Annotated in this window: 13 protein-coding genes; 5 read left to right on the top strand and 8 right to left on the bottom strand. The window is 63.4% G+C overall.

Features of this window, described 5'->3' with window-relative positions:
* The first annotated feature begins 9 nt into the window (after positions 1-9).
* A complete protein-coding gene (gene glnK / locus QYH69_RS19585; protein WP_008342452.1) occupies positions 10-348 on the top strand; it encodes a P-II family nitrogen regulator in 339 nt (112 codons plus the stop codon).
* Positions 349-637: 289 nt separating this feature from the next.
* On the opposite strand, the gene QYH69_RS19580 is transcribed toward glnK, so the two are convergent.
* From QYH69_RS19580 to QYH69_RS19555, 6 genes are all read right to left on the bottom strand, one after another.
* On the bottom strand, positions 638-1,804 hold the full coding sequence (locus QYH69_RS19580) for a porin (protein ID WP_308833471.1): 1,167 nt from the start codon (positions 1,802-1,804) through the stop codon (positions 638-640).
* A 612-nt stretch (positions 1,805-2,416) separates the two neighbouring features.
* Complete coding sequence (locus QYH69_RS19575) at positions 2,417-3,196, bottom strand: ATP-binding cassette domain-containing protein (RefSeq protein ID WP_308833470.1); 780 nt, start codon at positions 3,194-3,196, stop codon at positions 2,417-2,419.
* Positions 3,197-3,239: 43 nt separating this feature from the next.
* Entirely contained in the window at positions 3,240-3,953 is a 714-nt protein-coding gene (locus tag QYH69_RS19570; RefSeq protein ID WP_308833469.1) for an ABC transporter permease, read from the bottom strand.
* Positions 3,950-4,639, bottom strand: a complete 690-nt coding sequence (locus QYH69_RS19565; RefSeq protein WP_308833468.1) for a histidine ABC transporter permease HisQ — start codon at positions 4,637-4,639, stop codon at positions 3,950-3,952. The genes QYH69_RS19570 and QYH69_RS19565 overlap by 4 nt, the downstream gene beginning before the upstream one ends.
* A 155-nt stretch (positions 4,640-4,794) precedes the next feature.
* On the bottom strand, positions 4,795-5,016 hold the full coding sequence (locus QYH69_RS19560) for a hypothetical protein (protein WP_308833467.1): 222 nt from the start codon (positions 5,014-5,016) through the stop codon (positions 4,795-4,797).
* Positions 5,017-5,513: 497 nt separating this feature from the next.
* Positions 5,514-6,050: a periplasmic heavy metal sensor gene (locus QYH69_RS19555; protein ID WP_374992453.1), complete on the bottom strand. Its 537-nt coding sequence runs from the start codon at positions 6,048-6,050 to the stop codon at positions 5,514-5,516.
* 217 nt (positions 6,051-6,267) lie between these two features.
* Here QYH69_RS19555 and QYH69_RS19550 point away from each other — a divergent pair, with 217 nt between their 5' ends.
* Together QYH69_RS19550 and QYH69_RS19545 are read left to right on the top strand one after the other, a co-directional pair.
* Entirely contained in the window at positions 6,268-6,993 is a 726-nt protein-coding gene (locus QYH69_RS19550) for a response regulator (protein WP_075156578.1), read from the top strand.
* Positions 6,977-8,293, top strand: coding sequence for an ATP-binding protein (locus QYH69_RS19545; RefSeq protein ID WP_308833465.1), 1,317 nt, complete (start codon positions 6,977-6,979; stop codon positions 8,291-8,293). The genes QYH69_RS19550 and QYH69_RS19545 overlap by 17 nt, the downstream gene beginning before the upstream one ends.
* Before the next feature lie 158 nt (positions 8,294-8,451).
* Here the strand turns inward: QYH69_RS19545 and QYH69_RS19540 are convergent, their stop codons facing one another.
* Both QYH69_RS19540 and QYH69_RS19535 read right to left on the bottom strand, forming a co-directional pair.
* Positions 8,452-8,718 carry a hypothetical protein gene (locus QYH69_RS19540; RefSeq protein ID WP_075156580.1) on the bottom strand — a complete coding sequence of 89 codons (267 nt, stop codon included), beginning with the start codon at positions 8,716-8,718 and terminating at the stop codon, positions 8,452-8,454.
* 231 nt (positions 8,719-8,949) lie between these two features.
* A complete protein-coding gene (locus tag QYH69_RS19535) occupies positions 8,950-10,629 on the bottom strand; it encodes a diguanylate cyclase (RefSeq protein ID WP_308833464.1) in 1,680 nt (559 codons plus the stop codon).
* 589 nt (positions 10,630-11,218) lie between these two features.
* Here QYH69_RS19535 and QYH69_RS19530 point away from each other — a divergent pair.
* Entirely contained in the window at positions 11,219-12,973 is a 1,755-nt protein-coding gene (locus QYH69_RS19530; RefSeq protein WP_308833463.1) for an ABC transporter permease subunit, read from the top strand.
* A gap of 22 nt (positions 12,974-12,995) precedes the next feature.
* Positions 12,996-13,213 (top strand): ATP-binding cassette domain-containing protein (locus QYH69_RS19525; RefSeq protein ID WP_308833462.1); only part of this gene is annotated, 218 nt, incomplete at its 3' end.

Genomic DNA, 13,213 nt, shown 5'->3' with positions numbered 1-13,213 from the left:
AGGCTCGCTATGAAACGCATCACCGCAATCATCAAACCGTTCAAACTCGACGAAGTGCGTGAGGCGCTCGCGGAAGTAGGGCTGACGGGGCTCACCGTCACGGAAGTAAAGGGTTTCGGACGCCAGAAAGGGCATACCGAGCTGTATCGCGGTGCCGAATACGTCGTCGACTTCCTGCCGAAGGTGAAAATCGAAGTGGTGGTCGCGAACGATCAGACCGATCAGGTTATCGATGCGATCATCGGTGCGGCGCGCACGGGCAAGATCGGCGACGGCAAGATCTTTGTCGCCGATGTCGAGCGCGTGATCCGCATTCGCACGGGCGAAGAGAACGAAGCGGCGGTTTAAGCCGGCTCGTCCGGCTGTGCCACAACGGTGCACGCGCAATGCGTGTGCCGCGCAGTGCCCCGCGCAGTGCTCCGCGCAGTTCCCCGCTCCATGCGCCCCGGAGCATCTTCGTGCGCCCTGGTGCTTTCCGGTGCACCTCGATGCATGAGCGCAAATCCGTCTGCACTCCCAGATGCGAGACCAAAGAAAAAACGGTGCGACACCCTTTCGGACATCGCACCGATACGCGCCTCTCGCAGCAGCGTGAAAACTGTTCTCTAGCTACATCTTTTGTACTCGCAACGTTCGATCAGAACGAGTGCTGGATACCTGCGTACACGCCCGACTGGCTGTGGCCGACGAGCGGGTTGTCCGTCGCAGCCGCATTGCCGAAGTTGTTCGCGTTCAGGCCATAGTTCGCCGTCGAGCTGTTCTGCACGGTAGCGACCTGGATATCGAGCAGCGTGCGCTTCGACAGGTTGTACGAACCGCCAACCGTGTAGATCGTCGCATTGCCCGCGCCGTTGTTGCCGTTCACGTGGTACACCGCGGCGATCAGAGCAGCCGCCGGCGTGGCTTGCCACGTCACGCCGCCCCATTCGTGGTCGAGCGTGGTCGGCTGGCCCGGCAGCACGTTCGTCATGCCCGACGAACGGATAGCCTGATAAGCGGCCTGGATCTTGAACTGGCCGAGGAACACGTTCACAGCAGCCGTGTACTCGCGCGAGTAGCCGTACACACCGTTGCCGTTGCTGTTGTCCGGATTGACCGTGCCGCCGTTGAGCGCGTTATACGCGCCGCCGAGCATACCGTTGCCGGGGTTGCGGATTTCGTCATAGATACCGCGAACCTGGAACAGCGACGACGTGTAGGTGATCTGAGCACCACCTTCACGGCCTTGCGGGGTCGACCCGTTACCGTTCCAGTTCGTTGCGTTCGACAGCGCGTACTGACCGTAGAAGTCAAAGCCCGCGATCTTCGGCGACTGGTACGAAATGTTGTTGCTCGATTGCGGCCAGTTGCGGCCCCGCACCAGCGACGCCGACGACCAGTTCGACTGACCGAACGGGTCGAAGTCCCACACGCCGTTGGCGATGAACAGTTCGCGGCCGAGGAGGAAGGTACCGAACTGGTTGCTTGCGACACCGACGGTCGCCCAGCGATTGAAGAGACCGCCGCCGCCAGGGCCTTGGCCCGTCATCGTGTTGAAGGAGCCTTCCAACTGGAACACGGCCTTGTAGCCGGCACCGAGGTCTTCAGCGCCCTTCAAACCCCAGAGGCTGGTACCCCAGTCGCCGCTTTCCGCGCGAAAGCGGTGCGTGCTGTTGGTTGCCTGGCCGGCGGCATTGGAGCCGGTCGGCACGCCCCACATGGCTTCGAGACCAGCGTCCAGACGCCCGTACAGCGTCACGCTGCTCTGTGCATGCGCAGCAACGCCGATGGACAGCAGCGATGCGGCGAGCAAAGCTTTCTTCATCTTCTCCTCCATACCCTGTCAAAAAGTAAAACCAGTACTGCGAGTGGTATCCGGACGCCAGCAGCGCCGGACAGGAAACCTTTATGCAGTAAGACACGGGCCTGAGTGGGGAAGCGATCGGTGTCTCCTGACGCGCAGCCTTGTTGCGGCTGTTCAAGCGCCGTTTCCGAGCCTCGCCGGCCGATGTCTCCTGTGTGTTATGTCCTGTGCGTTTTTGAAGTGAAACTACTTTTAATGAACTTTGTTTTGCTACTTTGGTTACTAATTTAGCAAAAATACCCGGACGTGGGGAATAAATTAGAAGCTCGCGGTAGAGATGTCGCCAAATTGCAATACCAGTGTGACCGGACGACGTCGAATCGAGCCCGAAAAGGCGCTTAAATCCTTATCGATAAAGGGAATCACGCTTTCGTAAGGGAGAGGTCAAGGATTGCCACTATTGACGTTGAAAATCGTCGGGAGTAAGCGGCTGCAGCGCATAAAAGCGTGCATATGTTGGGATGACGAAGCTTTGTGAGCCCCTTGCAGCACGGCTTTCGGGCAATAAAAAAGGCGCGTAAGCGCCTTGTAATACTACATCGACTACATGCCGGGTCGCATGCAATCAGGATTTTATTTGAGGCTGCCTGCGAGAAACTGTTTAAGGCGGTCGCTCCTCGTATTCCCAAACACTTCGGAAGGGTGGCCTTCTTCCTCGACGCGTCCCTGATGCAGGAATATTACGTGATTCGACACGTTGCGCGCGAATGCCATTTCATGCGTGACGACGATCATCGTGCGGCCTTCTTCGGCGAGCGTCTGCATGACCTTCAGCACTTCGCCGACGAGCTCGGGATCGAGTGCCGAGGTCGGTTCGTCGAACAGCATGACGTCCGGGTGCATCGTCAGCGCGCGGGCGATCGCGACGCGCTGCTGCTGGCCGCCCGACAGGTGCGACGGATATTGCTTCTCGACGCGCGGCGCGAGGCCGACTTTCTCGAGATACGTGCGTGCGCGGTCTTCGGCTTCCTTGCGCGACAGGCCCAGCACATGCAGCGGCGCTTCGATGATGTTTTCGAGCACCGTCATGTGGGTCCACAGGTTGAAGTGCTGGAACACCATCGAGAGCCGCGTGCGCATGCGCTGCAGCTGCTTGTGGTCGACGACGCGCAACGCGCCCGCTTTGTCTTGCGCGGTACGGACCTCTTCGCCGTCGACGAAAATGCGGCCCGCGTTCGGCTGTTCGAGAAAATTGATGCAGCGGAGCATCGTGCTTTTGCCCGAACCGGACGAGCCGATCACGCTGATGACGTCGCCGCGTTTGGCCTTCAGCGTCACGCCCTTGAGCACTTCGTTATCGCCGTACTTCTTATGCAGGTTGTCGACGAAAAGCATGGGAGACAGGGTGTTCATTGGAATCCTTGGGGTCGGCTGCAGCGCGGTCGCAGCGCGGCCGTTATTTGCCCTGCGGGCGCAGATAGGCGAGCCAGCGTCGCTCGGCACGGCGGAACAGCCAGACGAGCGCGAACGAGATGCACAGGTAAAGAAGCGCCGCAATACCGAACGCATCGAACGAGCGGTATGTCGCCGAATTCACGTCGCGTGCGATCTTCAGGATGTCGGGCACGGTGGCGGTGAACGCGACGGTGGTCGCATGCAGCATCAGGATCACTTCATTGCTGTAGTAGGGCAGCGCGCGGCGCAATGCCGACGGCAGGATCACGCGGCGATAGAGCGTGAATTGCGACATCCCGTAGGCACGCGCGGCTTCGATTTCGCCGTAGGGCGTCGCCTTGATCGCGCCGGCGAAAATCTCGGTGGTGTAGGCGCAGGTGTTTAGCGTGAAGGCGAGCAGGGTGCAGTTCATGCCCTCGCGGAAGAACGCGTTAGTGAGTTCGTTCGCGCGGATCACTTCGAGACTGTAGAGGCCCGTGTAGCAAAGCAGCAGTTGCACATACAACGGCGTGCCGCGGAACACATACGTATAGAGCCACACCGCGCCCGCGAGCCACTTCTTCTTCGATACGCGCGCGACCGCGAGCGGCACCGACAGGCAGAAGCCGAGTCCGATCGACACGACGAGCAGCCATAGCGTGATGGCGACACCGGTAAAACGGTAGCCGTCGGTGTACAGATAATTGCGCCAGTACTCCTGGATCAGCTCGATCATAGTTCCGCCTTTCGGACGCCGGTCGAGTAGCGTTTTTCGAGGTACATCAGCACGAAGTTCGAGACGGTGGTGATCAGCAGATAGATTGCGCCGGCCAGCAGCGTGAAGAAGAAGAACCGCAGCGTGCCCTTGCCGGCGTCCTGCGAGGCCTTAACGACGTCCGCGAGACCGATAATCGAAACAAGCGCCGTCGCCTTCACCATGACCTGCCAGTTGTTGCCGATGCCGGGCAATGCGAAGCGCATCATCTGCGGGAACATGACGCGTGTGAACACCTGCCATCCGGTCATGCCGTACGCCGCGCCGGCCTCGAGCTGGCCGCGCGGCACCGCGAGGAACGCGCCGCGGAACGTTTCGGTGAAGTACGCGCCGTAGATGAAGCCGAGCACCGCGACGCCGGCGACGAACGGATCGATGTCGATCTGATCCCAGCCGAGCGCGTCAGTCAGATTGTTGAGCCAGATCTGGATGCTGTAGAACAGCAGCAGCATCAGCACGAGGTCGGGCACGCCGCGAATCAGTGTCGTGTAGACCGTCCCGATGCCATGCGAAAGCCGGTTCCTCGACAGCTTCGCGGCCGCGCCAAGAAGCCCCAGCACGAATGCCAGCACGAGCGACAGCACGGCAAGCTTGACGGTCTGGAACGTGCCCGAGAGGATCAGCGGGCCGTAACCTTGCAGAAACATAGTGTGTCCTTAAGGGCCCTTAAGGGCGTTTGGTCGGGCGCTCATTTCGACGCTTTCCCCGACTGTATTATCAGGCCCTTTGTCTGGCCCATTCGGGCCTGCCCGAGCGAATGTGCGGCAGCCGACACTCGCCTGTCCTTTGCGGGGTCCTTCGCTTATCGGGTCGGCCGCAGATCGGTGTCGAAATACGGCCTGGCCGGGCGTGCCGACGCGCCTTCCTTGCGCGAGGCCGATACCGCGTGGTCGACCATCGTTTTCAGCGCGGCGTCGTTCTGGTGCGGGTTCGCCGCAACGTCTTCGCCGAGCCTGCTACGTTCGTTCGCCGTTGCGCCCGTCGCGAGGGCGGCGAATGCCGCGCACAATGCGAGCTTCTTCATGTTTCTCCTGTCGCCGATCGTCGATGATTGGCCTGTCCTTCATTGCCGTGCCGCCCACCGCGGCGTTCTCTTGCCCGCGAACGTCGCAGCAAACGTCGCCGCGAACGTCGAGTCCGCAGCGGTCCCGCAGGCGTCGGCGACGCTATTCTAGGCTGTCAAAAATGGCGCGCCTCACGATGTATTCGCCGTGTATCCACCTTGTTGCCCGTATCGCCGCAGTCAACGTCACGGGCCGGAAGGTCGCGCAAAAGGGCGGTATTTTACCCGAAGCGGCGTGTCGCGCCAGCCGGTCAAGCGCTTAAGGACAAACAGGCGGTTTGCACGGTGCAATGGACGTGCAATGAACGTGCAATGCGAAGAGACGCTGGAAGGAGCACGCAGAGGTCTCGCCGGACCGATCGGACAACGAAAAACGCGTCCCGGCAAAGCAATGCCGTGACGCGTTTTCGATGCCGCGGCAGCGGGAACCGCCGCGGTAGCGCGACTGCAACTTCGTCTTAAGGCTTGGCGGCCGACGCAGGCGCGTCGCCGTGATGCTGCCAGCGCTCGCGCATCTTTTCGTGGCGCTGTTCCATCTTCGCGAAGTGCTGCTTGAGCGCGGTGCTGACCGTGGTTTTCTGCTGGTCGTTGAGGCTGTTGTAGAAGTTGAGCCATGCAGCCGAAGTCTGCTCGCGCAGTTGCGCGTCCTGCTGCGCGATTTTCTCATGCGCGGCGTGCATCGCGTTCAGATCGAGAATCGGTTGTTGCTGCATCGACTTGAACTGATCGCGCATCTGCTTGTGGTTCGCGCGCATCGCTTCACGATTCTGTTTCATCGTGTCGAGCGCGCTTTGCCAGAGCTTTTCCTGATCCGCATTGAGGTTCAGTTGACCATGCAGCTTGTTGATTTCCTGCATGAAGTGGTTATGCCAGCCGCCGGGGCCGCCGTGGCCCATGCCGCCCATGCCCGAAGGCTGGGCCGCATATGCGGCGCCGATGCCGATCGAAAGCGAAGCAGCTGCGATAGCGAGAAAACGAGAAGTGTTTTTGGACATTAAAGTGCTCCCAGGTGACATCCGACGAGCGGCCTTCACGACGTGTCGGGTCCGCATTCGGTAATGCACAGCGTAGAGGCGCCGCACTCACGCCGTGTTACGCAGACGATTCGCGCTGTTACGCGACATTACTCGCGCCTTTCGCCGTAACACCCCGTAACCCTTTTCGGGGTCAGTAACAGCGGCCTGGCTCCGGGTGCGCGTTAAACTTCGATCCATGGCTACTCAAATCCTTGTCGTCGACGACGACGTCGAACTCCGCGATCTCCTGCGCGACTATCTGGCGCGCCAGGGCATCGAAGTCTCGGTGCTTCACGATGCCGGATCGCTGGAGCGCCGGCTCGAACGCGAGCGTCCCGATCTGATCGTGCTCGACCTGATGATGCCGGGTGTCGACGGGCTCACGGCGCTGCGCAAGCTGCGCGCGTCGGGCGACGACATTCCGGTCATCATGCTCACTGCGCGCGCGGACGACGTGGACCGCATCGTCGGCCTCGAACTCGGCGCGGACGACTATCTCGGCAAGCCGTTCAATCCGCGCGAACTGCTCGCGCGCGTGCAGGCGGTGTTGCGCCGGCGGCGCACGATGCCGTCGGCGGCGGCGCCCGAGCAGCGCGAGCCGTTTTCGTTCGGCCGCTTCACGCTCGATTTCCAGTCGCGCACGCTCAGTCTCGAGGGCAAGCCGCTCACGCTGTCGGGCAGCGAGTTCGCGCTACTGAAGATCTTCGTCAATCATCCAATGCGTACGCTCACGCGCGAACGCCTGCTCGAACTGCTGCATGGTCCCGAATACGACGGCACAGACCGCGGCATCGACGTTCAGGTGTGGCGCCTGCGCCGTATCCTCGAGACGGACCCGTCGGTGCCCCGTTTCATCCAGACGGTGCGCGGGCGCGGTTACGTTTTCGTGCCGGACGGCGAGCAACATGCGGCGTCCCATTGATTCGCTGTTCGGCAGGCTTGCGGTACTCGTCGTCGGGGTGCTGCTGCTGTCGCATTTCGCGTGGTACGCGTTGATCCGCCTCGAGCGCAGCAATCTGCAAACACGCTATGCGGTCGAAGAAGCCGCGTTCCTCGTCGACGCCGTGCGTCAGCACGTCGCGCGCACGCCGGACCAGCCGCTGCCGTCGCGCGTGCGCCTCGTCGATCCGTCGAGCCCCGATGTGCCGCCCGACAACAAGTCGTTGCCGGTGCCGCTTGACCGCTTTGTCGACGATGTGCGCGACCGCATGCCCGATTCGACGCAGGTGCGCATCGGCTTGCCGGGCAAGCCTCCTACGCTTTGGGTGAAGACCGCGACGGATCGCAGCTGGATCGTCGTTCCCGTGCAGCCGTTGCGGCCGCCGCGGTCGCTCGACCGCATGGTGCTGTGGCTTACCGTGATCTTCTCGGCCGGCGTGATGGCCGCGCTGTTTGCCGCGTGGCAACTGCAGCAGCCGCTGCGTTCGCTTGCCCAGGCGGTCGCGCGCTTCGGCCGTGGCCTGCCGGTGCCGCCCGTGCGCGAACGCGGGCCGCGCGAGTTGCGGCAGCTCACGCATGGCTTCAATCAGATGGTGCAGGAGGTCGCGCGCACCGAGAACGATCGCGCGGTCATGCTCGCCGGTGTCGCGCACGATCTGAAGACGCCGCTTGCGCGATTGCGCCTACGCGCCGAGATGATGGAAGAGCCGAAGATGCGCGACGGGGTCGTGCGCGACGTCGACTCGATGACGCATATCGTCGATCAGTTCCTCGTGTTCGCGCACGATGGCGCGGACCGCAGCGAGCCCGTCGAAGTGGACGAGCAATGCGAACGCGTCGTGCGCAGTTATCGCGCGGTCGCGCCGGGCTCGAGCGCCGTGCAGACGGATCTGCATGCGGGGCCGGGCTTCAGGCTGCCGGCCGCGACGCTCGATCGCATCCTGTCCAACCTGCTCGACAACGCGCATGCTTATGGCGCGCCGCCGGTGGTCGTCGCGACGTCGCGCGCAGCGGACGGCTATGTGCTGTCGATCAGCGACAACGGCACCGGCATCGCCGCGCAAGACCTGATCAACGCGGCGCGGCCATTCGTGCGGCTCGATCCGGCGCGCGGCGGCAATGGCCATAGCGGTCTCGGTCTCGCAATCGTCGAGCGGCTCGTGCGGCGTGCGGGCGGTACATGGGAGATCGGCAATCACGACGGACGCGGCTTGCGTGTGCAGATGACGTTCCCGCTCGAAGCCGTGTCGCGCGCAACGTCGGCGTCGGAAAGCGTCTGGTAGTGCGGGCAGGGTGGTGGTGCATCGCGGCGCGCGGCGCGGGCCGCTGCGTTATGCGTTTCGCGACCGGTGCATGCCGCGTGAAACGTGTCGCAGCCGCGCTGACCGTTACGGCGGCGGCCACGGCGGCCGATTCGCCGGCGGCCGCGATGCGAGGCGTGTTATTCGGTGAAAAGCGTATTGAGCGCGGCGGCCGCTTCGCTATCGACGGTGTTCCACGTCACCGTCTCCGCTTCGAAAATGTAGTGCGTTGTGTATTTGCCGAGGCGCGCGAGAATTTCCTCCTGCAGGGTTTCAGGCGTTGCATCGAGTTTCAGATACCAGGCTGTTGACGACAGCCGCGTCTGAAATGCGCCATATTCGGCGAGTAGATGGTCGAACGCGTCAGCATCCTGATCGCGGCAGACGATCACCAGATTTCCCTTCATGCGAGCCTCCCGGTTAAGCGGCGGTAACTATTCGGTGACGACAGGCGAAGTAGCCAGCCGATAGCAAACGGGTATCAGCGACGGCAGCAGTCGCTGCATGCGCTTGCTATCTTCGGATGTAAGCCTTGGACCGATGATACCGCGCCGCTCCCGCGCCGATAGCGGTTAGCGTACGTTGGCGCGTGGCAGCGCCCCGCGGCGTTCCGGCACGAGACGGCGGAAGCACGCGGCTTAAAGGGCGGTCGCCGGCGTGCGCGCAGGCGGCGCCGTGTCGTCGGGCGGCACCGCTTCGCTGCGATCGCGCCCGCCCGACTTCGCCGCATAGAGCGCGAGATCGGCGCGGCTCACGATGCGCTCCGGCGCATCTTCCGGCGACAGCTCGGTAATGCCGATGCTCACGCTCAAACCGGCGGTAGCCGGCAGCTTCGCGCATGGCGTGGCCTTCAGGCCGATGCGTAGCCGCTCGACGACGGCGAGCCCCGCGCTCAACGTCGTGGACGGCAGCAGGATGCCGAACTCCTCGCCGCCCAGGCGCCCGATCGCATCGCTGCCGCGCAACGCAGTGCGGCAGGTGTCGACGAAATGCTCGAGTGCACGGTCGCCGGTCGCGTGGCCGAAGCGGTCGTTGATCTGCTTGAAGTGATCGAGATCGGCGATTGCCATGCATAGCGGTTCGCCTGTCGCACGCGCGCGATCGATTTCGTGGCGCAGCAGGTCGAGGAAGTAGCGGCGCGACAGCGCGCCGGTCAGCGCGTCGTGGCGCGCTTCGGCGGACAGCAGCGTATTGGCCGCCTGCAGCTGTTCGGCGAGATCGCGCGTCGCGCGATGGTGGCGGCGCTCGCGCAGATACGACACGGTGATCACCCAGGCGAGCGATACGGTGCCCGCCAGCGTCAGAAACACGAGCATGTGGTCGCGCTTGTGATTGCGCAGCAGTTCGCTCCAGGCGCCGAGCGGATCGACCAGATGCGCGGAGAGCCCGGAGTTCAGCCCGCTGCGCGACTGATAGAGCGTCGGGGTGGCGTGGCCCGGCATGTCGAACAGCTGCGCGGCGACCTCGTCGGGCACCCAGGGCGCCGCGCGCCGCACCTGGCGCGCGACCGGCTGGATCTGCACGGCCGGAAACGTTTCTCGACGATACGTGCTGATCCGCTCGGCGGCCGACATCTGCGTGACGCGCGAATTCGGCATCGCTTCGCCTTCGAGTGTCGCGTTATGCGCCATGATGATCACACCATTTTCGTCGGTGACGAACGTGCCCGCGTGCGCGACCCAGTGGCGCAAGCGCGCGATGCCGACCTTCGCGACGATCGCGCCGACCAGCAGCCCGTCGTCGTAGACCGGCGCCGAGATGAAGATGCCCGGCTCGCCGCTCCGGCGCCCGACGCCATACGCTTCGCCGAAAGCACCGAGCAGCGCGTTCGTCAGATAGCTGCGCGAACGCATGTCGAGTCCGATGAACGATTGCGGACTTTGCGCATTGCTCGCCGCGACGCAAAGCCCGTTCGCATTGACGAGCCAGATGACGTCGAGTCCGGAAAAGCCCTGCGCGTCATGCAGAAAATTGTTGACTGCGGCAAGTTCACGCGCGGCGAGCAGTTCGTTGCGATGCGCGGGTTCCGCGTCGATACCGGGCGCGGTGTAATTGCCCGCATGCGACAGCGCCTGCTGGATCACGCCGAGCTCGGCCATGGTCGCGGGAATCGCGCGAGACATCGCGAGGTCGCTTGCGATCACCTCCGCCATGTTGTAGACGATCGACGACGACATCTGGCGCTGCTGGCGCAATGCCGCGTCCAGTTCCTGCTGGACCATGCGATCGGCGACGAGGCCGGACAGAAACCAGCAAACGAGCGCGACCAGTACGAAACTGGCCGGCCCGACCGCCTGGCGCAAGGTTGTCCGTTTCATCGACCCTCTGATCCGTCTGAGTGTTTCATGCGGCAAGGTCATGCGCTGCGACGCGCCGGCACCGGGCCGCTTTCCTTCGTCGTGTGCCGCGCGGCTCGCCGGATCCGGCCAGATCCGCGGGCCGTGCGCCACCGGGCCGCTCCCCGATTTTAACCGCCGCGCGGCGGCGCGCGAGTCCGTTATTTGTCGTCACGGGTCTCGCGCTTCGCCTTGCATGATCCTTATCGGCTTGCAGCCTCAGTTTCTGAATAGAGGATGTGCGCATGGCCGCACGCCGCTGTGGCTTGCGCGCGACGGTTTCGCGAAGCGCCGCGCGCCGCGCGCAGGCTAAGCCATGGCGATGGTTGTGCCTGTCATGCTGGTTGTAGTACTGTCGTGCCGTCCAAAATAGGGAAAGCTCGCGAGCCCTCGCCAGTCCGGGGCCGCGCCCGACGCCAACGACCACCGCGCTCACGCGTTTTGCCATGCCTGATTTCAGCTTTCCGGACCGATTCGCGCGCCGCTGTGCCGCGCCCCACTGCATGCCGCGAGGCACGACCCGAGGCATCACCCGAACCGCAATCCACGCCGAGAGCGGCAAGGGGGCCTGATGGATCTCTTCAGCTTCAACCTCAATCGCACCGCCAACGCATCGGCGTGGCGCGTGTTGCCGAACCGCTGGGACTTCGTCGCGTTTCCGCTCATCATCTGCGCGATCGCGATGGCCGCGATCGGCTTTCACGAGACGATGGCGCCGATCTCGACGCTGAAGACGCAGGCCATCTCGCTCAATCCGGCACACCTGCCCGAATATGCGATGCGCACCACGCTACGCATGCTCGCGGCGATGGCCGCGTCGCTCGTGTTCACGCTCGTGTACGGCACGCTTGCCGCGAAAAGCCGGCGGGCGGGGCAGGTGCTCGTGCCGATTCTCGACATCCTGCAGTCGGTGCCGGTGCTCGGCTACATCTCGTTTACGGTGACGTTCTTCCTCGCGCTCGTGCCGTCGCGCGTGCTCGGCGCGGAACTGGCGGCGATCTTCGCGATCTTCACGAGCCAGGCGTGGAACATGACGTTCAGCTTCTACCAGTCGCTGCGCACGGTGCCGCGCGATCTGGACGAAGTCTCGCGCGGCTTTCACCTCACGTCATGGCAGCGCTTCTGGAAGCTCGAGGTGCCGTTCTCGATGCCGGGCCTCGTCTGGAACATGATGATGTCGATGTCGGGCGGCTGGTTTTTCGTGGTCGCCTCGGAAGCGATTACGGTCGGCAATCATACGATTACCCTGCCGGGCATCGGCGCCTATCTCGCGCAGGCGATCGCCGAGCAGAACCTGCACGCGATCGGCTGGGTGATCCTGACGATGACCATCGTCATCCTGCTTTACGACCAGTTGCTGTTCCGCCCGCTCGTCGCGTGGGCCGACAAATTCCGCATGGAGAACACGAGCTCGGGCAATGCGCCCGAGTCGTGGCTGCTCGACCTGATTCGCCGCACGCGCCTTATCCATCGGCTGCTCGTGCCGCTCGGCTGGTGTTTCGCACGCGCGGCGCGCATTCCGCTGCGGCTGTCGTCGGTCGGGGCGGTGCGTTTTCCGGCCGTGCAAAGCGGCACGACGCGGCGTATCGGCGATCTCGTCTGGTCGATCGTCGTGCTGCTGGTTACCGTGTACGTGCTGTATCGCGTGATCGCGTACGTGCGCACCGGCGTGACGCTCGACGAGATCGGCCATGTACTCGTGCTCGGGCTCATTACGCTGCTGCGCGTGATCGTACTGATCGCGATCGCGTCGGTGATCTGGGTGCCGCTTGGCGTGCTGATCGGCCTGCGTCCGAGGCTTGCGGAAAAGATCCAGCCGCTCGCGCAGTTTCTCGCCGCGTTTCCGGCGAACCTGCTATTCCCGGTCTTCGTGATCGCGATCGTGCGCTGGCGTCTGAACCCGGATATCTGGCTGTCGCCGCTGATCGTGCTCGGTACGCAGTGGTATATCCTGTTCAACGTGATCGCGGGGGCGAGCGCCTATCCGAACGACTACCGCGAGGCGGCGAAGAATTTCCGCATTCGCGGCTGGCAGTGGTGGCGCCAGGCAATGCTGCCGGGCGTCTTCCCGTACTACATCACGGGCGCGATCACGGCGTCGGGCGGCGCCTGGAATGCGAGCATCGTCGCCGAGTTCGTCGAGTGGGGCCATACGCGCGTCGCGGCGCACGGCCTCGGCGCATACATTGCGCAAAACACCGAGGCTGGCGACTATCCGAAAATCATCCTGGGCATCGCGGTGATGTCCCTGTTCGTGACCCTGTTCAATCGACTGCTGTGGCGTCCGCTGTATGCGCACGCCGAATCGCGACTGCGGCTCGATTGATTGCAACTGAAGGCAAAACACGATGCAAAATCCTAAAGCCGCCGCCACGCCGATCCAGACGCCGCCGATGCCACCGCGCCTCGGCGACGAGATTCTGCGCGTCAAGGATGTCTGCCGCGGGTTCAACAAGACGCAGGGCGAGTTGCTCGTGCTCGACGACGCCAACCTGTCGCTGCGCGAAGGCGAGATCGTCGGTTTGCTGGGCCGCTCGGGTTCGGGCAAGTCGACGCTGTTGCGCAT

Source organism: Paraburkholderia sp. SARCC-3016 (assembly GCF_031119615.1).
In the GTDB taxonomy this organism is placed as follows: Bacteria; Pseudomonadota; Gammaproteobacteria; order Burkholderiales; family Burkholderiaceae; genus Paraburkholderia.
This window is presented reverse-complemented; position numbering and strand designations above follow the sequence as displayed.